The sequence below is a fragment of the Curtobacterium sp. MCLR17_058 genome, from assembly GCF_003234705.2.
Classification (GTDB): domain Bacteria; phylum Actinomycetota; class Actinomycetes; order Actinomycetales; family Microbacteriaceae; genus Curtobacterium; species Curtobacterium flaccumfaciens.
Map to the genome: position 1 here is coordinate 2,431,281 of NZ_CP126262.1, position 25,655 is coordinate 2,456,935.

Here is a 25,655-nt window from a genome sequence, read left to right on the forward strand (position 1 = left end):
CGTTCGACCCTACCCACGCCCGCCGGTCGATCAGGACGCGTCGGTCAGCTTGGTCATCCACCCGTGCGGGTCGGGACGACGGCCGTACTGGATGTCGGTGAGTTCATCGCGCAGGGACATCGTGAGTTCCCCGGCCCCCACGGTCGGCGAACCGATCGTGAAGCCGTCACCCCGGAGTTCGGCGATCGGGGTCACGACGGCGGCGGTCCCGCACGCGAACGCCTCGGTGATCGAGCCGTCGGCGACGCCGTCACGCCACTCGTCGAGGGTCACGCGGCGCTTCTCGACGGTCAGGCCGCGGTCCTCGGCCAACTGCAGGATCGAGTCACGCGTGATCCCCTCGAGGATGGAGTCGGAGTCCGGCGTGACGAGGGTGCCGTCGGACTTGACCAGGACGACGTTCATGCCGCCGAGCTCTTCGAGGTACTTGCCCTCCACCGAGTCGAGGAACATCACCTGCTGGCAGCCGTGCTCGTAGGCCTCTTGCTGGGGCAGCAGCGACGAGGCGTAGTTGCCGCCGGTCTTCGCCGCACCGGTCCCGCCCTTGCCAGCGCGCGCGTACTGCGTCGACAGCCAGATCGACACCGGCTTCGGGCCCGAGGTGAAGTACGCACCGGCGGGGCTCGCGATGCAGTGGTACGCGACGGCCTGTGCCGCGCGGACCCCGAGGAACGACTCCGTCGCGATCATGAACGGCCGCAGGTACAGGCTGGTCTCGGGTGCCGATGGCACCCAGTCGACGTCGGTCTGCACGAGCTGCCGGATCGACTCGACGAACGCCTCGACCGGGAGCTCCGGGAGCGCCAGGCGTCGGGCGGACCGCTGGAAGCGTCGGGCATTGGCGTCCGGTCGGAACGACCACACCGAGCCGTCCGCGTGCCGGTAGGCCTTGAGCCCCTCGAAGATCTCCTGGGCGTAGTGCAGGACGCTCGCGCTCGGGTCGAGGGACAGCGGCCCGTACGGGTGGATCGACGCACTGTGCCAGCCGTCGTCGAGCGTCCACTCGACCGTCGCCATGTGGTCGGTGAAGTGCTTGCCGAAGCCCGGGTCGGCGAGGATCTGCTCACGCTCGGCAGCCGCGCGGCGGTCGGCGGACGGGGTGCTGGCGAACTCGAGTCCGAAGGCGGTGTCGGTGCTCATGGGGAGGACTCCTTCTCAGGCGGTGGTGGTGCGTGCCGTGGCCGCGGCGGCGATCGCGTCGCCGATCTCGGCCGTGCGACGCGGCGTGGTGCCCCGGTCGGCGAGGTCGGACTCCACCGCAGCCGTCACCGCGGCCGCCAGGTCACCGCGACCGAGGTGGTCGAGCAACAGGGCGACGGAACGGATCGCGGCGGTGGGGTCGGCCAACTGCTGACCTGCGATGTCCGGCGCGGAACCGTGGACCGGCTCGAACATGCTGGGGAAGGTGCCGTCCGGGTTGATGTTGCCCGAGGCCGCCAGACCGATGCCGCCGCTGATCGCGCCGGCCAGGTCGGTGATGATGTCGCCGAACAGGTTGTCGGTGACGATGACGTCGAACCGTGCGGGGTCGCGGACCATGTGGATGGTGACCGCGTCCACGTGCTGGTAGTCGACCGTGACGTCCGGGTACTCGGCGCCGACGGCCGCGACGGTGCGCTGCCAGAGGGCTCCGGCGTGCACCAGGACGTTGCTCTTGTGCACGAGGGTCAGGTGGCGACGCGGGCGTCGGTCGGCCAGCGCGAAGGCGTACCGCACGACCCGTTCGACACCGAAGGCGGTGTTCAACGAGACCTCGGTCGCGATCTCGTGCGGGGTACCGGTCCGGATGGCGCCGCCGTTGCCGACGTAGGGCCCCTCGGTCCCTTCGCGCACGACCACGAAGTCGACCTCGCCGGGGTCGGCGAGCGGCGTCGGGACGGCCGGGTGCACCGTCGTCGGCCGAAGGTTCACGTAGTGGTCGAACGCGAAGCGGAGCTTGAGGAGCAGCCCACGCTCGATGATGCCCCCGGCGAGCCGCGGGTCACGCGGGTCACCGCCGACCGCGCCGAGCAGGATCGCGTCGTGCTGCGCGATCGCTGCCATGTCGTCGTCGGTCAGGACGTCGCCGGTCTCCAGGTACCGTGCGGCGCCGAGGAAGAACGGGGTCTCCTGCACCACGAGGTCGTCCGGCAGGACCGCGTGCAGGACCTTCAGGGCCTCGTCGACGACCTCGGGGCCGATGCCGTCACCACGGATGACCGCGAGTCGGATCGTCTGCGCGCTGCTCATGTCCGCCACTCCCCTAGAGCGTGATGTCGATCTCGCGGAGCGAGGACGCGTCGATCGCCGAGCGGACGTGCTCGAGGATCTCGGCCGGCACGGGCGAGTCGACCGTCAGGACGCTCAGCGCCTGGCCACCGGCGGCTTCGCGCGAGATCTGCATCGCGGCGATGTTGATGCCGGCCTGGCCGAACTCCTTGCCGTAGACCGCGACGATGCCCGGACGGTCGGTGTACTCCATGACGACGTGGTGCCGGTCGAGCGGCACCTCGACGTCGTGCCCGTTGATCTCGACGAGCTTCTCGACCTGCTTCGGGCCGGTGAGCGTGCCGGAGACGCTGATCGCCGGGCCATCGGACTGGGCACCGCGGATCGTCAGCACGTTGCGGTACTCGGGGCTGTCGGTCTCGGTGATGAGGCGGACGGTGACCCCGCGCTGCTCGGCGATGAGCGGAGCGTTGACGTAGGAGACCTGGTCGCTGACGACGTCGGTGAAGACGCCCTTGAGCGCCGCGAGCTTCAGCACGCTGACGTCGTACTCGGCGAGCTCGCCGTGCACCTCGACGTCGATGCTCGTGACCGGCGAGGTCGCGAGGGCGGTGAAGACCTGGCCGAGCTTCTCGACGAGCGGGATGCCGGGGCGCACGTACGGGTCGATGACCCCGCCCGCGACGTTGACCGCGTCGGGCACGAGCTCGCCGCCGAGGGCGAGACGGACCGACTTGGCGACCGAGACGCCCGCTTTCTCCTGCGCTTCGTCGGTGGAGGCGCCGAGGTGCGGCGTCACGACGACGTTCGGGAGTGCCAGGAGCGGCGAGTCCTTCGGGGGCTCGGCGACGAAGACGTCGAGGCCGGCGCCGGCGATGGTGTTCGACGTGAGGGCCCGGTGCAGGGCGTCCTCGTCGATCAGGCCACCGCGGGCCACGTTCACGACGAACGCGGTCGGCTTCATCAGGGCGAACTGGTCGTCCGAGATCATGCCGAGGGTCTCCGGCGTCCTCGGCATGTGGATCGTGGTGAAGTCCGCCCGACGCAGCAGGTCCTCGAGGGAGACGAGCTCGACCCCGAGCTGCTGCGCACGTGCGGTGGTGACGTACGGGTCGTACGCGATGACCGTCACGCCGAAGGCCTGCAGCCGCTGGGTGATGAGCGCGCCGATGCGGCCGAGGCCGATGATGCCGACGGTCTTCTCGTAGAGCTCGACACCGGTGTACGACGAGCGCTTCCACGCACCGGCGGCCAGCGAGGCGTGGGCGGCCGGGATGTGCCGTGCGAGCGACAGGATGTGCCCGACCGTGAGCTCCGCCGCCGAGATGATGTTCGAGGTCGGGGCGTTCACCACCATCACGCCGGCGGTCGTCGCGGCCTTGATGTCGACGTTGTCGAGGCCGACGCCGGCGCGGGCGACGACCTTGAGGACCGGTGCCGCGGCGATCGCCTCGGCGTCGATCTTGGTGGCGGACCGCACGAGGACGGCGTGCGCGTCGGACAGCGCCGCCAGGAGCGCCGGACGGTCGGTGCCGTCCACGTTCCGGATCTCGAAGTCGGGCCCGAGGGCGTCGACCGTTGCGGGCGAGAGTTCTTCGGCGATCAGGACGACCGGCTTCGACACAGCAGCTGTTTCCTCACTCGAGACGGTTGGTATCCCACCATGCTATCGACGCGGGCCGGTGGTTACGACCGCGGGAGCGGTCCTGTGGAGAACCACACGACGGCCAGGAGGGGCGGGGCGGGGCCGCACCGCGCCTCCTGGCCGTGGGCGGGTCGCGTCAGAAGTCCAGCAGCGTCGGGACGAACAGCTGGAGGTCGAGCCAGAGGGCGCCGGCGCCCGCGAAGGCGACCACGAACACCGCGATCGTGACGGGCAGGCTCGAACGCCGGGTGATGACGATCGCCGCGACGAACGCGACCGGCGCGATGAGGATGTCGAGCACGAGCCACAGCCACGGGGTGCTGGTCTGCAGCGAGTCGCCGCCCGAGGTCGTCTGGAGGAACGCGTTGAAGGCGTCCACCCGCTGGTTGATCTGCGTCAGGTTGCCGACGGCCTGCACCGTCATGTACGCGAACAGCGCCGCGAACACGACCCAGACCACGATCTTCGCGACCACGGGGGCGCTGTTCCGGCGGGTCGTCGCCGGCACTGCCCCGGTCACCCGAAGCTCCGCGTCAGGAGGAACGGCCAGGGGAAGAGCACGACGGCGCCGAGGAGCATCCAGAGCAGGCGGGTCCGCGTGCGGCTGCTGCGCGCTGCCCAGAGCACCACCGTGAACCAGAGTGCCGGCGCGAGGATCGCGAGGAAGCGGAGCACCTCGACGAAGAGCGTGAGGACCGTGTCGACGCCGGAGACGTACGCGGTCGACGCGGTGAGGAGCCAGGCCACCGTGTAGAGGAGGTAGAGGCCTCCGAAGACACCGAACCCGACGAGCGCGCCGGAGGTCTCGGGCGCCTCGGGGTCCCGCTCGCCGCGCTCGCGCACCGCCACCGGGTTGTGCGCCGCGTCGACGTGGGTGGCGTCGTCGGCGTCACCCCAGCTGAGGGCGGCGTCGTCGGTGTCGACGGCGTTCGGCACGTCCGGGTCGATCGACCCGTCTGGTGGGGATGCTGCCGTGGTCATGCCCCGATTCTACGAGGGACCCGACACCGGGAGGACCAGCGACGGCCGGGAGGCCGAGGTCAGACGTCGGCCGGCTGCGTCGCGAGGACCTCCGCGACGACGTCGCGGACGGCCGGGAAGAGCGGGTGGCTCTCCATGAGGCCCGTGAGGATCTCGGTCAGCGCGTGCGCCGTCGCCCCGGAACGCAGGAGTGCGTGCAGCTCGATCGACTCCGGGTCGTTCTCGTCGTCGAATGCGAGCGCCACGCGGACGGCACCGAGCAGGTGCTCCACGGGCAGGCCGCGCTCGGCGAGCTGCGACGCGGGGCCGACGAAGCGTTCACGACGGCCCAGCTTGCGGAGCGGGTTGCGTCCGACGCGCGCGGTGGAGTCCGGCAGGTGCGGGTTCGCGATGCGGGAGAGGTTCGCGGCGACGTAGCGCGCGTGGTCCTCGGGGTCGAAGCCGTGCTTCGCGATCAGCAGTGCGGTGGTCTCGGCGAGCACCCCGTCGACCTCGGCGCGGACGGCGTCGTCCTCGAGTGCTTCGCGGATGAGCCGGATCCCCCGCACGTAGCCGTGGTAGGCGGCGGTGGCGTGCGCCGTGTTGACCGTGTAGAGCTTGCGCTCGACGAACGGCTGCAGGTCGTCGACCCAGGTGACGCCCTCGATCGTCGGCGGTTCGGCGTCGGAGCCCAGGAACGGGGTGCGCTCGATGACCCACTCGTAGAACGGTTCGAGCACGACGTCGAGGCCGCCGGACTGACCGAGCACCCCGGACTGGTCCGGGACGATGCGGTCGATCGCGCAGTTCGCGAAGACGGCGGCGATGTCGCGGTCTTCGAGGATCGGGGCACGGCGGATGCTGGCGTGCAGCGAGTCGGTCGCGTTGAACGCGTTCTCGCAGGCCACGATCGTGACGTCGCCGCGCTCGAGCGGGCGTGCCGCGAGGCCCTCGGCGATGAGCGGCGCGACGAGCGGGAGCGTGCGTGCGCCCACGGCGGTGGTCACGACGTCGGCCTCGGCGATGGCCTGCACCACACGCTCGCGGTCGGTCTTGCTGCTGAGCGCTCGGAACCCGTAAACGAGGTGCTCGACCGGCATCTCGCCGACCTCGTGCACCACGAACCGGCCGGCTTCGTTCAGGGCCGAGACCACGCGTTCGTCGACGTCGACGAAGGTGAGCTCGTAGCCGCTCGCCACGAGGAACTGGCCCACGAACCCGCGCCCGATCTTGCCGGCGCCGATGTGGACCGCTCGCTTCGTCACCGCCATCGAACGATCATCCCATGCTGGTCGGGGCGGTCCTGACCGCGGGTGCGCAGCACGGCCGACGGGTGTCGGGAATCGTCCGCGCGCACGGCGGAGGGACGCCGGTCCGCGGCGTCGGGGCTGGAGAAGAGCTGCTGCATAACGTTCGGGTCACATCGCGAGGCGGCGGTGCAGGTGCACCGCCGCCTCGTCATCGAGTGGTTCTCGGAAGACTACCGCGCGGCCGAGCCGTCCACGTAGTCGCCGTCGTTCTGCTTCCACGCGAAGAGCGCGCGGAGCTCACGGCCGGTGGCCTCGATCGGGTGGCCCTCGCCCTTGGCACGGAGCGCCTTGAACTCCGGTGCGCCGGCGTCCTGGTCCTCGATGAAGCGCTTCGCGAAGGCACCGTTCTGGATGTCCGCGAGCACCGCCTTCATGTTCTCCTTGACGTCCGGCGAGATCACGCGCGGGCCGGAGACGTAGTCACCGAACTCAGCGGTGTCGGAGATCGACCAGCGCTGCTTGGTGAGGCCGCCCTCCCAGATGAGGTCGACGATGAGCTTGAGCTCGTGCAGGACCTCGAAGTAGGCGATCTGCGGCTGGTAGCCCGCCTCGACCAGGGTCTCGAAGCCGTACTGGATGAGCTGCGAGGTGCCACCGCAGAGGACGGCCTGCTCGCCGAACAGGTCGGTCTCGGTCTCCTCGGTGAAGGTCGTCTTGATGCCGCCGGAGCGGAGGCCACCGATCGCCTTGGAGTACGACCACGCGAGGTCCCAGGCGGAACCGGACGCGTCGACCTCGACGGCGACGATCACGGGGACGCCACGGCCGGCTTCGTACTCGCGACGGACGGTGTGGCCCGGGCCCTTCGGCGCGACGAGCGACACGTCGACGCCCTCGGGCGCCTCGATGTAGCCGAAGCGGATGTTAAAGCCGTGGCCGAAGACGAGCGTCGCGCCCGGCTTGAGGTTCGGGCGGATGTCCTCGGCGTAGACGATGCGCTGGACCTGGTCCGGCGCGAGGATGACGACGACGTCGGCCCAGGCGGTGGCGTCGCCCGGGGTGTGGACCTCGAAGCCCGCCTCTTCGGCCTTCTGCCGGCTCTTCGAGCCCTCCTGCAGGCCGATCTTCACCTCGACACCCGAGTCACGGAGGTTGAGGGCGTGGGCGTGGCCCTGCGAGCCGTAGCCGATGACGGCGACCTTCTTGCCCTGGATGAGCGTCAGGTCGGCGTCGGCGTCGTACACGATGTCAGTCACGAGGGTGTGTCTCCTTGGTTCTGTGGTCGGTGCCGGGCACCATCGGCGCCCGGGAAGGGTGTGACGGGCGCTCAGCGCACCCGGTCGGTGATGCTCTTCGGTCCGCGGCCCATGCCGAGGAGGCCCGCACGGGCGAGCTCCTTGACGCCGTAGGGCTCGAGCACGCGGAGGATCGCCTGGATCTTGCCGGGGTCGCCGGTCACCTCGACGATCAGGGAGTCGGTCGCCACGTCGACGACCTGGGCACGGAACAGGTTCACTGCTTCGAGCACCGCCGAGCGCGTCTGGTTGTCGACGCGCACCTTCACGAGCATGTGCTCGCGCTGGACCGACTGCGAGAAGTCCAGTTCGACGATCTTGATGACGTTCACCAGCTTGTTGAGCTGCTTCGTCACCTGTTCCAGCGGGAGGTCCTCGACGTCGACGACGACCGTGATCCGGCTGAGGCCGTCCACCTCGGTGTTGCCGACGGCGAGCGACTCGATGTTGAACCCGCGCCGGGCGAAGAGTCCGGCGACACGGGTCAGCAGGCCGGGCTTGTCCTCCACGAGGAGGGAGAGGACGTGGCTCATGCGGTTTCTCCCGTCATGTCGGCGTCCTCGTCGTCCCAGGTGGGCGCGAGTGCCTGGGCGTACTCGATGGACGAGTTGCTGACGCCCTGCGGGACCATCGGCCACACCATCGAGTCACGGCTCACGACGAAGTCGATCACCACCGGGCGGTCGTTGGTCGCGAGGGCGAGCTCGATCGCGGCGTCGACCTCGTCGGCCTTCTCGACCCGGATGCCGAGGGCACCGTAGGCGTCGGCCAGCTTCACGAAGTCCGGCACACGGCGCGAGGCGTGCCCCGTCTCGAGGTCGGTGAAGGAGTGCCGGCCGTCGTAGAACAGCGTCTGCCACTGCCGGACCATGCCGAGCGACGAGTTGTTGATGATCGCGACCTTGATCGGGATGTCGTTGATGACGCAGGTCGCGAGTTCCTGGTTCGTCATCTGGAAGCAGCCGTCGCCGTCGATCGCCCAGACCACGCGGTCCGGCTGTGCGACCTTCGCACCCATCGCCGCGGGGACCGAGTAGCCCATGGTGCCGGCACCACCGGAGTTGAGCCAGGCGTTGGGCCGCTCGTACTTGATGAACTGCGCGGACCACATCTGGTGCTGGCCGACACCGGAGGCGTAGACGGCCTCGGGACCGGAGAGCTCACCGATGCGCTTGATGATGCCCTGCGGCGCGAGGAGCCCGTCGGTCGGCTCGGCGTACCCGAGCGGGAAGTCGGTCTTGAGCTGGTGGAGCTTCGCCCACCACTCGTCGGTCGACGCGCGGTCCTCGACGGCGATGCCGCCCCAGGCGTCGAGCAGGTCGACCAGGACCTCGCGGGCGTCACCGACGATCGGGACGTCGGCGAAGCGGATCTTCGAGATCTCGGCCGGGTCGATGTCCACGTGCACGACCTTGGCGTCCGGCGCGAACTCGTCGGCCTTGCCCGTCACGCGGTCGTCGAAGCGGGCACCGAGGGCGACGATGAGGTCGCTGTCCTGCAGCCCGAGCACCGCGGGCACCGTGCCGTGCATGCCGGGCATGCCGAGGTGCTGCGGGTGCGAGTCCGGGAACGCGCCGCGCGCCATCAGGGTCGTGACGACCGGCGCCCCGGTCGCCTCGGCGAAGCGGAGGAGCTCGGCGGTCGCGCGGGAGCGGATGACCCCGCCGCCGACGTAGAGCACCGGGCGCTTCGACTCGGACAGCAGCTGCGCGGCCGCGGTGATCTGCTTGCCGTGCGCCTTGGTCACCGGGCGGTAACCGGGCAGGTCGATCTTGGGCGGCCACACGTAGGGCGCCGACTTCTGCTGGGCGTCCTTCGTGATGTCCACCAGCACGGGGCCGGGCCGACCGGTCGTCGCGATGAGGTGTGCCGCGGCGAGGGTCGCCGGCACGTCGGCCGGGTCGGTGACCAGGAACGAGTGCTTCGTGATGGGCATCGTGATGCCGACGATGTCGGCTTCCTGGAACGCGTCGGTGCCCATCAGCGTCGAGAACACCTGACCGGTGATCGCGATGAACGGCACCGAGTCCATGTAGGCGTCGGCGATGGCCGTGACGAGGTTCGTCGCACCGGGGCCGGACGTCGCGATGGCGACCCCGACCTTGCCGGACGACGAGGCGTAGCCCTCGGCGGCGTGGCCGGCGCCCTGCTCGTGACGGACGAGGATGTGGCGGATCGTGGTCGACGCCATCAGCTCGTCGTAGAACGGGATGATCGCGCCGCCGGGCAGGCCGAAGACGTCGGTGATCCCGAGGTGCTCGAGCGTCCGGAGGACGGCTCCCGAGCCGGTGAGGATCTCCGGCGACCGGCGTGCACCGGCGGCCGCGGACAACGGAGTTGCTTCCGTGGGCATGAGTGGTCCTTGCCTGAGTGGTGGCGGTGGTGCGGGTGTCGGACGCTAGCCCGTGACCGCGCCCTGGGCGGCGGACTTCACGAGCTTGGCGTACTTCGCGAGGACTCCGCGGGTGTAGCGCGGGGGCAGCGGGGCCCAGCCGTCACGGCGGGCCTCCAGCTCGGCCGGGTCGACCAGTAGGTCGAGCGAGCGAGCCGCGATGTCGACACGGATGCGGTCGCCATCACGAACGAAAGCGACTGGACCTGCGTCCACTGCTTCCGGTGCGATGTGGCCGATGCACAGGCCGGTTGTGCCGCCTGAGAATCGACCGTCGGTCAAGAGTAGTACATCCTTGCCGAGGCCCGCGCCCTTGATGGCCGCGGTGATGGCGAGCATCTCGCGCATGCCCGGGCCGCCCTTGGGGCCCTCGTAGCGGATGACGACGACGTCGCCCTTCTCGATCTTGCCCTCGGTCAGGGCGTCCATCGCCGCACGTTCGCGGTCGAACACGCGGGCGGGGCCCTCGAAGACGGAGGCGTCGAAGCCCGCGGTCTTCACCACGGCACCCTCGGGGGCGAAGGAGCCCTGCAGGACGGTCAGGCCACCGGTCTCGTGGATCGGGTTGTCGAGCGTGCGGAAGACCTCGCCGTCGAGTGCCGGCGGGTCGATCTCGGCCAGGTTCTCGGCGACGGTCTTGCCCGTCACGGTCATGCAGTCGCCGTGCAGCAGGCCCGCGTCGAGCAGCGCCTTCATGATCACGGGGATGCCGCCGTTGCGGTCGACGTCGACCATGACGTACTTGCCGAAGGGCTTCATGTCGGCCAGGTGTGGGACCTTGGAACCGATGCGGTTGAAGTCGTCCAGCGACAGCTCGACCTCGGCCTCGTAGGCGATCGCGAGCAGGTGCAGGATGACGTTCGTCGACCCGCCGAGGGCCATCGCGACGGCGATCGCGTTCTCGAAGGCTTCCTTGGTGAGGATCTGCCGCGCGGTGATGCCGTGCTCGAGCATGTTCACCACGGCCTCACCGGAGCGGTGCGCGTAGTAGTCACGGCGACGGTCGGCGCTCGGCGGAGCGGCGGAGCCCGGCAGCGACATACCGAGCGCTTCGGCGACCGAAGCCATCGTGTTCGCCGTGTACATGCCACCGCAGGCGCCCTCGCCCGGGACGATGGCGCACTCGATCTTCTTGAGCTCTTCCTCGCTCATGGTGCCGGCCTTGCAGGCACCGACGCCCTCGAAGGAGTCGATGATGGTGACTTCCTTCATCGTGCCGTCGGCCTGCTTCACGTAGCCCGGCATGACCGAACCCGCGTACAGGAACACGCTCGCCAGGTCGAGTCGCGCGGCGGCCATCAGCATGCCGGGGAGCGACTTGTCGCAGCCGGCGAGCAGGACGGTGCCGTCGAGGCGCTCGGCGTTGACGACGGTCTCGACGCTGTCCGCGATGACCTCACGCGAGACGAGGGAGAAGTGCATGCCCTCGTGGCCCATCGAGATGCCGTCCGAGACGGAGATGGTGCCGAACTGCAGCGGGTAGCCGCCACCGGAGTGCACACCCTCCTTCGCACCCTGCGCGAGGCGGTCGAGCGACAGGTTGCACGGCGTGATCTCGTTCCACGAGGACGCGATGCCGATCTGCGGCTTGCTCCAGTCCTCGTCTCCCATACCGACGGCCCGCAGCATGCCACGCGAGGTGGTTGCTTCGATCCCGTCGGTGACGACCCGGCTGCGCGGCTTGACGTCGATATCAGGCATGGGATGAGTCTAGGACGCTTTGGGATACCAGCCGTGCACCCCCGTGCATTCTCATGCTCGGGGGCCGCGATCAGCGGGTGGCGCGGAGCCTCGCCAGCTGCTTCAGGACCCCGGTCAGGGCCGCCGGGTCGGCGATGCGGTAGCCGGCCCGGGTCTGGCCCGGCCCGACCTTCACCCCGACGTCGCCGTCACCGAGCACGCGGAAGGCGTCCTCGTCGGTGACGTCGTCGCCGGCGAAGAACACCGCGTCGGCACCGTGCAGCTCGCGGAGCCGGGCGATCGCGTCGCCCTTCGTGACGTGTCGCACCGCGAACTCGACGATGTCCTTGCCACCGCGCTCGAGCACCTCGGGGTCGGCCTCGTGCGCCGCGCGGCTCGCCGCCGCGTTCGCCTCGGCCGCGACCTCGGCGGAGACACGGCGCGTGTGCACCCCGTGCCCGGCGGGCTTGTGCTCGATGACGACACCCGGGAACCGTTCGCCGACCGCGTCGAGCGCCGCACCGATCCGTGCCACACGCTCGACCTCGTCGTCACTGAGCGCAGCCTCGTCGTGGCCGTCCACGCGCCACTCGACGCCGTGCGAGCCGACGAGCGCCATGTCCTCGGGTGCGTGGGTCACCGCGGCCAGGCTGCCGAGGGGACGCCCCGACACGAGCACCACCTCGGTGTCCTTCGCACGGTGCAGGGTCAGGACCGCGGCCCACGACCCGGGCAGCGCCCCGACCTGCGAGGGGTCGTCGGCGAAGGGGGCCAGCGTGCCGTCGAAGTCGAGGGCGACGATCAGTCGCGGCGCAGCCGCGAGCGTCTCGAGGGCCGCGTCGATGGCGGACTGGTCGGTGGTGGTCTCAGTCATCACGTGCCTCCCGGGTGTCCTCGGCAGCCCTGGCGGACTGGGCGTCCTGGTCGAAGATCGACATGTTGTCGGTCTGCGCCTCGCGGTGCTGCTCGCGCGGGTCGGCGGCGGACGGGTCGATCTGGGCGTTCCGCGGCGCGTGGCGGTCGAGCGCCTCGAGGAACGAGCGCGACCAGCGCGCCACGTCGTTGTCGCGGACGCGCTTGCGGAGCGCGCGCATGCGCGTCGACCGCTCGCGACGCGGCATCTGGATCGCGCGTTCGATCGAGTCCTTGAGCGCCCCGATGTCGTGCGGGTTGACGATCACGGCCTGCTTGAGCTCGTCGGCGGCACCGGCGAACTCGGACAGGATGAGCACCCCGTCGTTGTCGAAGCGGGCGGCGACGTACTCCTTCGCGACGAGGTTCATGCCGTCGCGCAGTGCGGTGACGAGCATGATGTCGGCGGCCAGGTACAGCGCCACCATCTCCTCGCGCGGGTAGCCGTGGTGCAGGTACGAGATCGGCTGGTGGCCGATGACGCCGAGGTCGCCGTTGATGCGGCCGACGCTCAGCTCGATCTCGTCACGGAGCGCCGCGTACGAGTCGACACGCTCGCGGCTCGGGCTCGCGACCTGGATCAGGGTGGCGTCCTCGACCGCGATGCGGCCGTCCTCCACCAGCTCGCCGAAGGCCTTGATGCGGTGGCGGATGCCCTTGGTGTAGTCGAGCCGGTCGACGCCGAGCAGCACCGTCTTCGGGTTGCCGAGGCTCTCGCGGATCTCGCGCGCACGCTCCTGCACCTCGGGCTTGCGGGCGATCGCTTCGAAGCTCTCGGCGTCAATCGAGATCGGGAAGTGCCTGGCCTCGACGTGGCGGACCGTGATGCCCTTGCGGCTGCGCGGGGCTGCCGGGTCGTCCACCGGGACGTCGATCGTGGTGCCCTTGGTCGTGTAGCCCTTGATGTGCCGCACCGCTCGGAGGAAGTCGCTGGCGTCGTCGTGGCGCTGGAAGCCGATGACGTCGGCGCCGAGCAGTCCGTCGAGGATCTGCGCACGCCACGGCAGCTGCGCGTAGATGCCGACCGGCGGGAACGGGATGTGGTTGAAGAAGCCGATCGTCAGGTCGGGGCGCTTGGCGCGGAGCAGGGCCGGCACGAGCTGCAGCTGGTAGTCCTGCACCCAGACGATGCCGTCCTGCTCGACGATCTCGGCGATCTGCGCGGCGAAGCGCTCGTTCACCCGCTTGTAGGCATTCCACCAGTCGCGGTGGTAGCTCGGGTGCTCGATGACGTCGTGGTACAGCGGCCAGAGCGTGTCGTTGCTGAAGCCCTCGTAGTACTCCTCGACGTCGTCGTCGGAGAGCGGGACGGGGACGATGTGGATGCCCTCGTTGTCGAACGGTGCGACCTCGACCTCGGCCTGCCCCACCCAGCCGACCCAAGCTCCGTCGTTCGCGCGCATCACGGGTTCGAGGGCGGTCACGAGGCCACCCGGCGAGTGCCGCCAGCCCTCGTTGCCGTCCTGGTCGACGACGCGGTCCACCGGGAGTCGGTTGGAGGCGACGACGAACGAGTAGCGGGTCTGTTCGGTGCGGTCTGCAGGCATGGGGTGGTGTGATCTCCGTTCCGCCCGGCCGGGGCCGGGTGCGTCGGGTGCGTCGGTGCGTCGGGTGCGACGGCCGGCGTGGTGCGCCGGGTGGTCCGGCGTGCTGCGCCGGGTGCGCTGCCGAAGTTACCAGCGTGGGGACAGCGTATTCACGGCGGATCGGCGGTTCCGCTACGCTGCAGGCACGTGTCGGGGGGACACGGGTGCTGGAGTGCGGCGCCGGCCTCCCGGTCGGAGAGGACCCCCAGCCGTGAGCGAGAACCCGCCCAACCAGCCCGTCCCGCCGTCGCAGCCCGGTCCGGGCCAGCCCGGTGCCGGCCAGCCCGGTCCGGGCCAGCCCGGTGCCGGCCAGCCCGCCTGGAACGGCCAGCCCGCCTGGCAGCAGCAGCCTGGAGGCCCGCAGCAGTGGTCGGGTCAGCCCGCCCCCGCCGCGCAGCCGTCCGATGCGTTCGGTCGCTTCCTGCGGTCCGTGTCCGGTCGCGACTGGCTGGCGGCCGTGCTCGCCGCCGTCGGCGGCTGGGTCGCGGCGTACGTCGTCGCCGGGCTCTCGCTGCTCATCACCGTCGGACTGCTCGCGTCGGGCGGCAGCGGGTCGGCCGCTCCGTCCACCGGGTCCGGCACCGACCTCGGCGCGGGCTCGGCCCCCGACGTGGAGTCCCTGCTCTCCGGCGTGAGCGTCCTGCTCGGCGCGCCGGCGCAGCTCGTGGCCCTCGCCGACCTCGGCCGACTGCACCTGTCCGGGTCGATCGGGTTCCTCGGTTCCGGCTCGGGCTCGCTCGCCGTGGTGCCCGCGCTGGTGCTCGCCGCGCAGGTCGTCCTGGCCGTCGTGCTCACCCGCCGGATCCGCACGCGTGGCCTCGGCCGCACGCAGGTGCTCGTCACCGCGGTGGTCTCCGGCCTCGTCACCACCGTGCTCACGAACGTCGCCGCCGGCCTCTTCGCGATCCGGTTCCCGTCGGTGTCCGGCGCGGTCATCGAGCCGGTGCACGCCGTCGGTCTCGGCAGCATCATCGGCGCGTTCGTCATCGGCGCCCTGGCGGCACTCCTCGCCCGGCCCTCCGTCCTCGCCGGGCGCAACGTCTTCACCGCCCGCCTGCTCGGCACGCTCCGGGTCGCCGCGTCGCAGCTCACGGTCCTCGTCGTGCTGGTCGCCCTCGTCGTCATCGTCGTCGCCCTGATCGCCCAGCCGTCCTACGGCTCCGCGTTGCCGCTCCTGCTCGGCAACGTCGCGATCGGGCTGACCGCGCTCGGGTTCTTCGGTGGTGTGGGGACGTCCGGCTTCGGGTCCGCCAGCGACACCGCCTCGGTGTTCGGCGGAGCCGGTGGCTGGACCTGGCTCGTCGTGCTGTTCGTCGTCGTCACCTCGGTCGCGGCCGGGCTCGCCCTCGCCGTCCGCCGCAACGACCGGATCCGCACCACGCTCGACTGGGTCGTCACGCCGCTGGTGTGGTTCGCACTCGGTCTGCTCTGCTTCGTCCTCGGCACCGGCGTCGTCTCGTACCAGGTGAGCAGCACGAGCTCCGTGGACGGCTCGGGGTCGATCGGCATCGCGCCGTGGACGCCGATCGTCTTCGCCCTGTGGGGCGGCGCGATCGAGGTCGTCGCCCGGTACCTCGCCCCGGTGCTCCTGCCCCGCCTCGGCGGAGCCGTGGTGCTCCGGACGTCCCGCCTGGTCGGAGCGGACCCCCGCCCCGTCGTGCCGCCGGCGTTCCCGGCCGGGCCCGCTGCCGGTCAGGGTGCTCCCGTCGCCGGTCAGGGCGCTCCCGTCGCGCCCACCGCGACGGTCGACCCGGCCGCGCCCGGTGCTCCCGTCGCGCCCGGCGCTCCCGGCGCTCCCGTTGCACCCGGCGCGCCTGTCGCCGCCGACGCGCCGGCTGCCGCCGCGTGGAACACTCCCCCGGCCGCTGACCAGCACGTGCCGTACCCGCCGGCCGGGCCTGCCCAGGAGCCCGCGTACGGCGTGCAGTCGATCTCCGGCGCGCAGCCGGCGTCCGGGTCACAGCCGCCCTACGGCGCGCAGCCCCCGTACGGCGCACAACCGGCCGACGGTTCGCAGCCGTTCATCGGCGGTGGTGCCCCCGCTCCCGCACCGATGTCCCCGCGGGCCAAGAAGATCCTGGTCCGTTCCCTCATCGCCGGTGGCGCCGTGATCGTCGTCGTCATCGCCGGCGCGGTCACGACGAGCGTCCTCCGCGCCAACGTCTGGGGTCCGGCACCGACCGTGAAGTCCTACGTGCAGGCCATCGCCAGCGGTGACGCCGACACCGCCGCCGACCTGAGCGAGATCCCCGACGACGCGGCGATGCTCGACTCGAAGGTGCTCGGGAGCGCGAAGGACCGCCCGTCGGACATCCGCGTCGGCCGGGTCGCCCGGACCGGTGACACCGCCATCGCCACCCTGAGCTACACCCAGGACGGCAAGAACCGCTCCGGCCAGGTGTCGCTGCGGCGCACGGGGACCTCGTTCCTGGTGAAGGACGAGTGGCGTGTCACCCAGCCGCTGGCCCAGCAGGTCACCCTGACGGCCTCGGACGTCCTCGAGGGCGCTCCGGTGACCGTCGGCGGCAAGGAGATCGGGGAGATCAGCGACGGCAAGTTCACGTCCCTCGCCTACCCCGGCACCTACCAGGTCTCGGTCGGCGGGACGAAGTACTTCACCGGCGGCACCGAGAAGGTCGCCGTGGGTGCGGTCACGTCGGGCTACGTCGACTTCGCGCCGAAGGCGACCAAGGCACTCGAGCAGGACGCCGAGCAGTACGTGACCGACCTCATCGACGACTGCGCCGAGAAGACCGAGCTCCGGGCCCTGAGCGGCTGCCCCTGGTACGGGCCCTACGACGCCGACGGCGGCGTGCAGTACGACGTCACGTCGATGCCCGAGCTGGAGGTCGAGGCGTCGCGCGCCGGCACCGTGATGGTGACGAGCACGAAGGACGGGAGCGTCTCGTACGGCTACACCTCGTACCTCGGCGACAAGAAGCGCGGCGAGGACTCGTTCAGTGTGAACCAGTACCTGAAGGTGCAGGACGGCAAGCTCGTCTCCGCCTACTGAGCAGGAGCCGACCGAGCGGCTCCGCAGCACCACGACGGCCGACCCGGATCTCCCGGGTCGGCCGTCTCAGTAGGCTGACGAGCATGGTCAGGACACGGGCGTGGTGCAAGGGCGACACGGTCGAGCGGGACTTCCCCGTCGACCGGATCTCCGACCTCGTCGCCGACCCGGACACCTTCGTCTGGATCGACTACACCGACCCGACGTCGGCGGACCTCGAGCAGATCGAGGAGGAGCTCGGCATCCACGCACTCGCGGTCGAGGACGCCGTCGAGCACGGACAGCGGCCGAAGCTCGACCGGTACCGGGACAGCCTGTTCCTGGTCGTCTACGACGTGGGCGGCACGGACGACGAGGGTGACCTGATCACGCACGAGGTCAAGGCCTTCGTCACCGAACGGGCGCTCGTCACCATCCACGGGTCCGACGTCGACACCACCCCGATGGAACACCGGCTCACGGCGAACTCCGACATCGCCGAACACGGCGTGCCCTGGCTCGTCTGGGCGCTGCTCGACGCGGTCGTCGACCGGGCCACCGACACCGTCGAGGACCTCGAGCGGCAGATCGATGCGCTCGAGGACGACCTGTTCGAACCGGGCGACCCCCGCGAGCAGCAGATCCAGCGGCGGTCGTTCCGGCTCCGCAAGACCCTCGGGGTGCTCCGGCGGCTGGTCGTCCCGACGCGGGACAGCGTCGCCTCGTTGCTGCACGGTGACGCGGAGACGATCTCGAACGGCATCCGTCCGTACTTCCGCGACGTCGAGGACCACCTGGTCTCGATCGCCGACTCCGTCGAACAGCTCCGTGACGCCGTGTCGAGCGTGCTCGACACGACCCTGAACCTGGCGTCGAACCGGCAGAACACCGTCATGAAGAAGGTCACGAGCTGGGCGGCGATCATCGCGATCCCGACCGGTGTGACGAGCTTCTTCGGGCAGAACGTGAAGTTCCCGGGCGAGGGCGCCTGGAGTGGTCTCTGGGCCTCGCTCGCGATCATCACCGCGTCGTCGCTCGTGCTCTACCGCGTCTTCAAGACCCGCGACTGGCTCTGACCGCGCACGGCACCGGCACCGGCTCGGCACCGGGCTCCGCCGGCGTCAGAGCGCGAGCGCCAGGACCCCGGCGACGACGGTGAGCGGCGCGACGACGCACCCGAGCGCCATGTACCGGCCCCAGGACAGGTGCACGCCCTCGGCCGACAGCCGTGCGTGCCACAGCAGCGTCGCGAGCGAGGCCCACGGCGTGATGAGGCAGCCGGCGTTGACGCCGATGAGCAGCGCCGCGTACCGGACGGCCTCGTGCCCGGCGGCCGGTTCGAGCACCAGGTACGCCGGCAGGTTGTCGATGCCGTTCGCTGCGACCGCGCCCGCCCCGCCGAGCAGCAGCAGTGGGCCGGTCCCGGTGCCGCCCTGCAGCGCGTGCACGATCGGGTCGGTGATGCCCGTCGTGTGCAGCGCCTCGACCACCACGAAGAGCCCGGCGGCGAACAGCAGGGTCGACCATGGCACGCGGGACACCCGGAGTTCGGACGGTGACCGGAACGCCGCGACCACGACGAGCACCACGGCGGCCAGGACCGCGGCGATCCACACGGTCACCCCGGCCGTCAGGGCGACGACGAGCGCGACGAGCACCGCGGAGGCAGCCCAGAAGAACACCGGGTCCTTCGGCGTGCGGACGGACACCGGCGAGTACCGGCCGAACAGCTTGCCGCGGAACACCACGAGCAGGACGACGCACGGCACGACCACGCCGGCGACCGCGGGCCAGGCCATCAGCCCGGCGAACGGCAGCGGGCCGCCGAGCCCCATCCGGTCGACGGCGAGCAGGTTCGTCAGGTTCGACACCGGCAGCAGCATCGAGGCCGTGTTCGCGAGCCAGACCGTGGTCAGGGCGAACGGCATCGGGGGCAGTCCCACACGCCGTGCGAGCGAGATGACGATGGGGGTGAGGAGCACCGCGGTGGTGTCGATCGACAGGAAGACGGTGCAGAGCACGGCGAGCACGACGACCGCACCCCAGAGCCCGATGGTGCGTCCGCCACCGACCCGGGCGGCGACGTCGGCGAGGCGGTCGAACACTCCGGCGTCCGCGGCCAGCTCGGCGACGATGGTCAGTCCGAGCACGAACCCGAGGACCGGCAGGACCCGGTCGGCGAGGACGGCGAGGTCGTCGAGGGGCAGCAGCCCGAACACGACGCAGACCGCGCCGACCACGAGCAGGGCCGCTCCGATGACCGCTTGACGCACGAACACTCCTCCGGCAGACACCGCGGCAGGGTGACCGGCGGCGCTCCAATGTACGGGCCGGTAGCGTTGTCAGCACGACGACAGGAGGCCTCTGTGCGCAAGTTCATGTTCAACGGTGCGGTGTGGAGTTCGCTCATCAGCGGCTACAGCGTGCTGCAGACCACCCGCCAGGGACCGCGCGACTGGCGGCTCGCGCTGACCTGGGTCGCGTGGCTCGCCACGACGATCGTGGCGATCGGCACGGTCGTCGAGGACGACCGCGCGGTCAAGGCGCGCCAGTAGGTCCAGACGCGGCAGGCGGTTGCAGACGCGACCGGCCTGACGGACGGGAGGCACGGTGCCAGCTGGCACCGTGCCTCCCGTCCGTCGTCCGTCCCGTGCACGGCACGCGGTCACGTCACCGGGTCAACGCTCGGACTCCGGGATGCCGGACGTCTGGATCGGTCCGGTGAAGAGCGCGCCGCGCTCGTCGTCACCGAACAGCTGCGAGTCCCCCTCTGCCGGGCGTCCGCGGCGGCGCGGTGCCGCCGCACCCGGCTCGGTGAGCTGCACCCGCTGGACCGGCAGGGCGTCCGGGTGGGTGCGCTGGATCCACTCGACCATCTCCTCGCGGACGTAGCAGCGGAGGTCGAACAGGCCTCCGGCGTCGGGTGCCGTCACGAGGATGCGGACCCGGACCAGTCCCCCGACGGCGTCCGTGACCTGGAGCACCTTGACCCGGCGGTCCCAGATCGTCGAGGTGTCGAGGATCCGGTCGAGCTCCGCCCGCATGTCGGCCGGGCTCACCCGCCAGTCGAGGTCGAACTCGACGGCACCGAGCAGTTCGCTGCCGGTCCGGGTCCAGTTCTCGAACGGCGTGCTCGTGAAGTACGTCGACGGCAGCACGAACCGACGGTCGTCCCACAGGTGCACGACGACGTAGGTCAGCGTGATCTCCTCGATCCGTCCCCACTGCTGCTCGACCACGACGACGTCGTCGACGCGGATCGACCCGGAGAACGCCAGCTGCATGCCGGCGAACACGTTGCCGAGCGTGGACTGCGCGGCGAGGCCCGCGACCACGGAGATGAGACCGGCGCTGGCGAGCACGCTCGCGCCCGCGGCCTCGACCCCGTCGAAGGTCAGCAGGATCGCGCCGACCGCGATGATGACGAGCACGGCGACGGTGAGCCGCCGGATGATGAGCACCTGGGTGCGGATGCGACGCGCCTGCCGGTTGTCGGGCACGTCGATGCGGAAGCGGTGGAGCCCGAGGTCCTCGAGGAAGATCGCGACCTGGCACGCGAGCCAGCAACCGGTCGCGATCGTGACGATCAGGAAGGCGTGCGCGACCTCGTCGCGCCACGGGTAGGCGTCGGGGTTCCGCGGGATGCTCGACGTGAACGCGATCCAGAGCAGGACCACCAGCAGCACGGTGCGGAAGGGGTGCTTCGTCCGTCGCGAGAGCACGCCGGCCCAGCGTTCCCGGCGCGCGATCGCCCGGAGGACCAGGTGCAGGACGAGGGCGACGACGGCGGTGACGAGCAGGGCGAACCCGATCGCGACGAGGAGTCGGAGGAGGATGTCCATCCCTCCATGCAAGCAACGGACGACGGTCGTCGTTCAGGTTCGGGCCGCCGTCGGCTGTGCGGACGTTCAGTCGCTGCGGTTCGACCGAACCGGGTTTTGCGTGACGCCCCGGTCCGGTGCGCATGTAGGTTCTCTCGCATGACAGCGCAGAACGACACGGGTGGCAACCGAGCGCCGGCGAACGACTTCTCGCACGAGCAGGAGGGCTACCAGCACGGTCTGAAGCCCCGGCAACTGCAGATGATCGCGATCGGCGGCGCGATCGGCACCGGCCTCTTCCTCGGTGCCGGTGGACGCCTGCACACCGCGGGCCCCGCGCTCGCGCTGACCTACCTGGTCGCCGGGATCTTCGCCTTCTTCATCCTGCGGGCCCTGGGCGAGCTGGTGCTGCACCGCCCGTCCTCGGGGTCGTTCATCTCGTACGCCCGCGAGTTCTACGGCGAGAAGTTCGCGTACGCCGCCGGCTGGATGTACTTCCTGAACTGGGCGATGACCTCGATCGTCGACACCACCGCGGTCGCGATCTACCTGCAGTACTGGTCGGCCTTCACCGCGGCGCCGCAGTGGCTGCTGGCGCTGATCGCCCTGATCGTCGTCCTCGCGGCGAACATGGTCGCCGTGAAGGTGTTCGGCGAGCTCGAGTTCTGGTTCGCCCTGATCAAGGTCGCCGCGCTCGTGGCGTTCCTCGTCGTCGCGATCATCTGGCTCGTCTTCGCGTTCCCCGTCGAGGCCGGTGGCGAGGCCGTCCGCACCGGCTTCTCGATCTGGGGCGACAACGGCGGGCTGTTCCCGAACGGGCTGCTCCCCGCGGTCATCGTGATCCAGGGTGTCGTCTTCGCCTACGCCGCGATCGAGCTCGTCGGCACCGCATCGGGTGAGACGCAGAACGCCGAGAAGGTCATCCCGCGCGCGATCAACTCCGTCGTCTTCCGCATCGCGGTCTTCTACGTCGGGTCGATCGTCCTGCTCTCCCTGCTGCTGCCGTACACGGCCTACAAGGAGGGCGAGAGCCCCTTCGTGACGTTCTTCTCGTCGCTCGGCAACCCGCACGTCGGCGCGATCGTCGGCGGCATCATGAACTTCGTCGTGCTCACCGCCGCCCTGTCGTCCCTGAACGCCGGCCTGTACTCCACCGGACGCGCGCTCCACTCGATGGGCATGAACGGTTCGGCGCCGAAGTGGACCACGAAGATGTCGAAGGGCGGCGTCCCCTACGCCGGCATCCTGCTCACGGCGGCCTTCACCGTCGCGGGCGTCGTGCTGAACTACTTCGTCCCGAAGCAGGCGTTCGAGATCGCCCTGAACATCGCCAGCCTCGGCATCATCACCGCGTGGGGCACGATCATCCTGTGCCAGATGCGGCTGCGCCAGTGGGCCAAGCAGGGGCTCGCGAAGGAACCCTCGTTCAAGCTGCCCGGTGCTCCGGTCACCGCCTGGCTGACCCTGGCGTTCCTCGCCTCGGTCATCGTCCTGATGGCGATCGACTACCCCGTCGGCACGTACACCATCGCGTCGCTCGTCATCATCATCCCGCTGCTCGTCGTCGGCTGGTTCCTGCAGCGTGACCGCATCCTGCGCATCGCCGCCCTGCGCGAGGGCGTCACGGGCCCCTACCCGATCGGCGTCCGCGACCCCGCCGCCTCGGTGCGACGCGACGGCGACGGGAGCTAGCGCTCCGCTTGTCCCCGGAACGCAAGGCCCCAGCGCCGAACACGAGCGGTCCGGCACCCGTCGCTACCATCAGCGGGTGCCGGACCGCTCTCCTTCTCCCACCCTCGACCTGCAGCTCAGCTGGCGAGGTGCCTACGGACGCCTCCGGGTGTTCGCGGATCGTCTCGAGGCCGAGACCGACTACCAGCGCGAGACCCGCACCGTGGTGCCGATGGACGCGGTGCAGGGGTGGCGCCTCGGACCGTGCGACGAGGACGCCGTCTGCGTGGAGTTCCTCGCCGGACAGGACACCTACCGGGTGCTGCTCGACACCACGGACGAGCAGCTCGCTGCGCTGGCGATCCGGAAGGTGCTCGGACCGCCGCTGGAGTCCTGAGGACGCCGGTGCCGGGCTCCGTGGCCCGCAGCCCCGTTGCCCGGGGCCCCGTTGCCCGGGTGCCCGGCTCAGTCGTCGGTGTCGACGCGGTCGGTGACGACGTCACCGGAGCCGGCGTCGATGCGCACGCTGTGCTTGGTGCCGGACGAGTCGAGCACGTCGCCCTCCCAGACGACCGTGCCGACGTGGTCGTCGAGCCCGAGCTCGGTCACGGTCCCCGCGTGCAGGTCCTGGAAGGCGTCGACGGCCTGCTTGACGCTCAGGTCGGCGGCGGCGACGAAGCGCTCGTGCTCGGCCTTGTCGTCGGCGTCGGCGGCCTCGGTCTGCGGGGTGCCGGCGACCGTGGAACCGTCGGCGTTCGTGTGCACCTCGTGCTCGGTGCCGTCCTTCGTCACGACGAGGACCTCGTAGGCGGAGGCGCCCTGCTCCTGCTCGACCGAGATGACGGCGCCCGAGCCGACCTCACCGCGTGCGGTCGCGACGGCGGCGAGCAGGGCCTTGTTCGAGCCGGAGGACGCCGAGCCGGACGATGACGAGCCGGTGCCGGTGCCGGTGCCGGCCGAGTCCGTCGCCGACGAACCGACCGAGCCGGAGCCGGCCGAGCCGGTGTCGTCGTCGGAGTCGTCGCTGGCGCAGCCGGTGAGTGCGAGCGCCGCGACGATCGGCAGGGCAGCGAACGCGGCGATGCGGCGGGCGGAGGGCTTCTGGTGCTGGGTACGGAAGTTCATGTGGACGAGCATCGCGTCGGGGTGCTGAAGCAGCCCTGAAGCCGCCTGTTCAGCCGCCGAGTGCGATGCGGACGACGAACCGCGCGCCGCCGAGCGGGGACGTGACCACGGTCGTGTCCCCGCCGTGCGCCCGTACGGCGTCGCGGACGATGGCGAGGCCGAGCCCCGCGCCGCCGGCGTCCCGGCTGCGGGCCTCGTCGAGACGGACGAACCGCTCGAAGACGCGCTCGCGCTCGTCCTCGGGGACGCCGGTGCCGTCGTCGTCGACCGTGAGCACCGCGGACCCGTCGTGCTCGGTGAGCGACACGGCGACGCGTGTGCTCGCGTGCCGGACGGCGTTGTCGACGAGGTTCCGGACCACCCCAGCCAACACGCGCTCGTCGCCGAGGACCCGCGCTGCCGAGATCGCCGAGCCGTCCACCCGCACCACCGGCGCGTCGCCGTGCCGCTCGGGCGCGACACCCGCCGTCGACCGTGCCCGCGCGCGGGCCACCGCGTCGAGCGCGAGGTCGTCGAGGTCGACGGGGCGCCGCGTGCGGATCCCGCCCTCGTCGAGGCGGGAGAGCTCGAGCAGCCCGGTGACCAGGTCCTGCAGCCGCACCGCCTCGGACCGCACGACGTCGGCGAGGTCCGCCACCTCGGTCCGCTCCGGGTGCGCGACGGCGACCTCGGCGTGCTGCCGGATCGACGCGATCGGCGACCGGAGTTCGTGGGAGGCATCGGACACGAAGCGCCGCTGGCTCTCGGCGGAGCGTTCGAGGCGGTCGAGCATGGCGTTCATGGTGCTCGCGAGCCGGGCGACCTCGTCGCCGGTGTCCGGGACCTCCACCCGGGCCTCCGGACGGGCCGCCCGGATCGTCTCGACCTCGGTGCGCATCCGTTCCACCGGCCGCAGCGAGCGCCCGGTGACGGCCCAGGTGACCGCGACCAGCAGGAGCACCAGCACGGGCACCCCCACGGCGAGGAGCACGACGGCGGTGCGGACCGCGGTGTCGGCCTGGTCGAGCGTGGCGCCGTAGACGAGCGTCGCCTCACCGCCGCCGGGCAGGTCCACGTCGTCCGCCACGAGCAGCCAGCGTTCGCCGTCGTGGGTCCACCGGGACTCGTCGGCGGTCGGGAGGGCGTCCCCGTCGGCGTCCTCGCCGTGCGCCAGGACCGCCCCGCCGTCGCCGATCACCTGCACCAGGACGTCCTCGTAGCCGGTCACCGCGGCCGCACCGTCCGCCTCGACCCGGGAGGACACCTGCTCGAGACCCGCCTCGGCGGAGGTCCGCACGCCGTCGAGCAGCACGAGCCGCAGCACGACGACGAAGGCGACGGCACCGATGACCAGGGCCGCGAGGACGACGGCACCGGCGCCGAGCGTGGTGCGGGCCCGGACCGACCGGGCGCGCCGTGGCCTGCTTCGTGCGGCTCCGCTCGCACCGTGCTTCGGCCGCTCAGCCACCGTCCGCCGCCAAGCGGTACCCGGCGCCCCGGACCGTCTCGATCGCGGCACGCCCGAACGGTCGGTCGAGCTTCCGGCGGAGGTGCCCGACGTACACCTCGACGATGTTCGGGTCGCCCTCGAAGTCGACGTCCCAGACGTTCTCGATGACGTCGCGCTTCGACCGGACCTGTCCCGGGTGCCGTGCGAGGTACTCGAGCACGGCGAACTCGCGGCTGGTCAGCTCGACAGGGGTGTCGCCGCGGACCACGGTGCGCGCCGCGGGGTCGACCACCAGGTCGCCGAGCGTCAGGACGGTGGGGCGCTCGCGGGCACCCCGTCGGACGAGCGCCCGCAACCGTGCGACGAGCACCGGGTGCGAGAACGGCTTGGTGACGTAGTCGTCGGCCCCCGCGTCGAGCGCCTCGACCTGGTCCCACTCGCCGTCCTTGGCCGTCAGCATGAGCACGGGGGTCCAGTCGCCGTCGGCGCGGAGCCGCGCGCACACGGCCCAGCCGCTCAGGCCGGGCATCATCAGGTCGAGCACGATCGCGTCGTAGCGGAACTCACGCGCGTGCCACAGACCGTCCACGCCGTCGTTCGCGACGTCGACCGCCCACCCCTCGGCCTCGAGGCCGCGGCGCACGCCGTCGGCGAGCCGGACCTCGTCGTCGACCACCAGCACACGCATG

At 71.0% G+C, this 25,655-nt stretch carries 22 protein-coding genes; 5 read left to right on the forward strand and 17 right to left on the reverse strand.

Features of this window, described 5'->3' with window-relative positions:
• Window positions 1–30 precede the first annotated feature (30 nt).
• The 12 genes from DEJ11_RS11485 to otsA form a co-directional block, all read right to left on the reverse strand.
• Window positions 31–1,140 (reverse strand): branched-chain amino acid aminotransferase, encoded by a 1,110-nt coding sequence (locus tag DEJ11_RS11485; RefSeq protein ID WP_027466537.1) that lies wholly within the window; start codon window positions 1,138–1,140, stop codon window positions 31–33.
• Between the two features lie 15 nt (window positions 1,141–1,155).
• Window positions 1,156–2,229, reverse strand: coding sequence for a 3-isopropylmalate dehydrogenase (locus DEJ11_RS11490; protein ID WP_111104491.1), 1,074 nt, complete (start codon window positions 2,227–2,229; stop codon window positions 1,156–1,158).
• Between the two features lie 13 nt (window positions 2,230–2,242).
• Entirely contained in the window at window positions 2,243–3,832 is a 1,590-nt protein-coding gene (gene serA / locus DEJ11_RS11495) for a phosphoglycerate dehydrogenase (RefSeq protein WP_071405810.1), read from the reverse strand.
• A 157-nt stretch (window positions 3,833–3,989) separates the two neighbouring features.
• Window positions 3,990–4,373, reverse strand: coding sequence for a hypothetical protein (locus tag DEJ11_RS11500; protein WP_111055293.1), 384 nt, complete (start codon window positions 4,371–4,373; stop codon window positions 3,990–3,992).
• Complete coding sequence (locus DEJ11_RS11505) at window positions 4,370–4,834, reverse strand: hypothetical protein (RefSeq protein ID WP_111047588.1); 465 nt, start codon at window positions 4,832–4,834, stop codon at window positions 4,370–4,372. Before DEJ11_RS11505 ends, DEJ11_RS11500 begins: the two co-directional genes overlap by 4 nt.
• A gap of 59 nt (window positions 4,835–4,893) precedes the next feature.
• The gene (locus tag DEJ11_RS11510; protein ID WP_071405813.1) at window positions 4,894–6,084 is read right to left on the reverse strand and encodes a mannitol-1-phosphate 5-dehydrogenase; all 1,191 of its coding nucleotides are present in this window, start codon (window positions 6,082–6,084) and stop codon (window positions 4,894–4,896) included.
• Between the two features lie 209 nt (window positions 6,085–6,293).
• On the reverse strand, window positions 6,294–7,319 hold the full coding sequence (ilvC, locus tag DEJ11_RS11515) for a ketol-acid reductoisomerase (RefSeq protein WP_027466530.1): 1,026 nt from the start codon (window positions 7,317–7,319) through the stop codon (window positions 6,294–6,296).
• Between the two features lie 71 nt (window positions 7,320–7,390).
• The gene (gene ilvN / locus DEJ11_RS11520) at window positions 7,391–7,891 is read right to left on the reverse strand and encodes an acetolactate synthase small subunit (protein ID WP_017888842.1); all 501 of its coding nucleotides are present in this window, start codon (window positions 7,889–7,891) and stop codon (window positions 7,391–7,393) included.
• On the reverse strand, window positions 7,888–9,711 hold the full coding sequence (locus DEJ11_RS11525) for an acetolactate synthase large subunit (protein ID WP_027466529.1): 1,824 nt from the start codon (window positions 9,709–9,711) through the stop codon (window positions 7,888–7,890). Before DEJ11_RS11525 ends, ilvN begins: the two co-directional genes overlap by 4 nt.
• A 45-nt stretch (window positions 9,712–9,756) precedes the next feature.
• Window positions 9,757–11,451 carry a dihydroxy-acid dehydratase gene (gene ilvD, locus DEJ11_RS11530; protein WP_071405815.1) on the reverse strand — a complete coding sequence of 565 codons (1,695 nt, stop codon included), beginning with the start codon at window positions 11,449–11,451 and terminating at the stop codon, window positions 9,757–9,759.
• A 70-nt stretch (window positions 11,452–11,521) separates the two neighbouring features.
• The gene (otsB, locus tag DEJ11_RS11535) at window positions 11,522–12,304 is read right to left on the reverse strand and encodes a trehalose-phosphatase (RefSeq protein WP_111039909.1); all 783 of its coding nucleotides are present in this window, start codon (window positions 12,302–12,304) and stop codon (window positions 11,522–11,524) included.
• Window positions 12,297–13,889 carry an alpha,alpha-trehalose-phosphate synthase (UDP-forming) gene (otsA, locus tag DEJ11_RS11540; RefSeq protein ID WP_071405817.1) on the reverse strand — a complete coding sequence of 531 codons (1,593 nt, stop codon included), beginning with the start codon at window positions 13,887–13,889 and terminating at the stop codon, window positions 12,297–12,299. The genes otsB and otsA overlap by 8 nt, the downstream gene beginning before the upstream one ends.
• A gap of 250 nt (window positions 13,890–14,139) precedes the next feature.
• Here otsA and DEJ11_RS11545 point away from each other — a divergent pair, with 250 nt between their 5' ends.
• On the forward strand, window positions 14,140–16,941 hold the full coding sequence (locus DEJ11_RS11545; RefSeq protein ID WP_111104443.1) for a hypothetical protein: 2,802 nt from the start codon (window positions 14,140–14,142) through the stop codon (window positions 16,939–16,941).
• An 83-nt stretch (window positions 16,942–17,024) separates the two neighbouring features.
• Window positions 17,025–17,996: a magnesium transporter CorA family protein gene (locus DEJ11_RS11550; protein ID WP_111089174.1), complete on the forward strand. Its 972-nt coding sequence runs from the start codon at window positions 17,025–17,027 to the stop codon at window positions 17,994–17,996.
• 45 nt (window positions 17,997–18,041) lie between these two features.
• Here DEJ11_RS11550 and DEJ11_RS11555 read toward each other — a convergent pair whose 3' ends face one another.
• On the reverse strand, window positions 18,042–19,193 hold the full coding sequence (locus DEJ11_RS11555) for an SLC13 family permease (protein ID WP_111089173.1): 1,152 nt from the start codon (window positions 19,191–19,193) through the stop codon (window positions 18,042–18,044).
• A 93-nt stretch (window positions 19,194–19,286) separates the two neighbouring features.
• Here DEJ11_RS11555 and DEJ11_RS11560 point away from each other — a divergent pair, with 93 nt between their 5' ends.
• Complete coding sequence (locus DEJ11_RS11560; RefSeq protein ID WP_027466522.1) at window positions 19,287–19,475, forward strand: hypothetical protein; 189 nt, start codon at window positions 19,287–19,289, stop codon at window positions 19,473–19,475.
• A gap of 123 nt (window positions 19,476–19,598) precedes the next feature.
• Here DEJ11_RS11560 and DEJ11_RS11565 read toward each other — a convergent pair whose 3' ends face one another.
• Window positions 19,599–20,762: a mechanosensitive ion channel family protein gene (locus tag DEJ11_RS11565; protein ID WP_111039907.1), complete on the reverse strand. Its 1,164-nt coding sequence runs from the start codon at window positions 20,760–20,762 to the stop codon at window positions 19,599–19,601.
• A gap of 138 nt (window positions 20,763–20,900) precedes the next feature.
• Between DEJ11_RS11565 and DEJ11_RS11570 the strand changes: the two genes are divergently transcribed.
• Complete coding sequence (locus tag DEJ11_RS11570; protein ID WP_111031878.1) at window positions 20,901–22,433, forward strand: amino acid permease; 1,533 nt, start codon at window positions 20,901–20,903, stop codon at window positions 22,431–22,433.
• 76 nt (window positions 22,434–22,509) lie between these two features.
• Window positions 22,510–22,809, forward strand: a complete 300-nt coding sequence (locus DEJ11_RS11575) for a hypothetical protein (RefSeq protein WP_146245099.1) — start codon at window positions 22,510–22,512, stop codon at window positions 22,807–22,809.
• A 68-nt stretch (window positions 22,810–22,877) separates the two neighbouring features.
• Here DEJ11_RS11575 and DEJ11_RS11580 read toward each other — a convergent pair whose 3' ends face one another.
• The 3 genes from DEJ11_RS11580 to DEJ11_RS11590 are packed head-to-tail and all read right to left on the reverse strand — an operon-like array spanning window position 22,878 to window position 25,654.
• Entirely contained in the window at window positions 22,878–23,537 is a 660-nt protein-coding gene (locus DEJ11_RS11580; protein ID WP_181440879.1) for a PepSY domain-containing protein, read from the reverse strand.
• Window positions 23,538–23,586: 49 nt separating this feature from the next.
• The gene (locus tag DEJ11_RS11585) at window positions 23,587–24,984 is read right to left on the reverse strand and encodes a sensor histidine kinase (RefSeq protein WP_111104446.1); all 1,398 of its coding nucleotides are present in this window, start codon (window positions 24,982–24,984) and stop codon (window positions 23,587–23,589) included.
• Window positions 24,977–25,654 (reverse strand): response regulator transcription factor, encoded by a 678-nt coding sequence (locus DEJ11_RS11590; protein WP_111104447.1) that lies wholly within the window; start codon window positions 25,652–25,654, stop codon window positions 24,977–24,979. Before DEJ11_RS11590 ends, DEJ11_RS11585 begins: the two co-directional genes overlap by 8 nt.
• Window position 25,655: the final 1 nt, after the last annotated feature.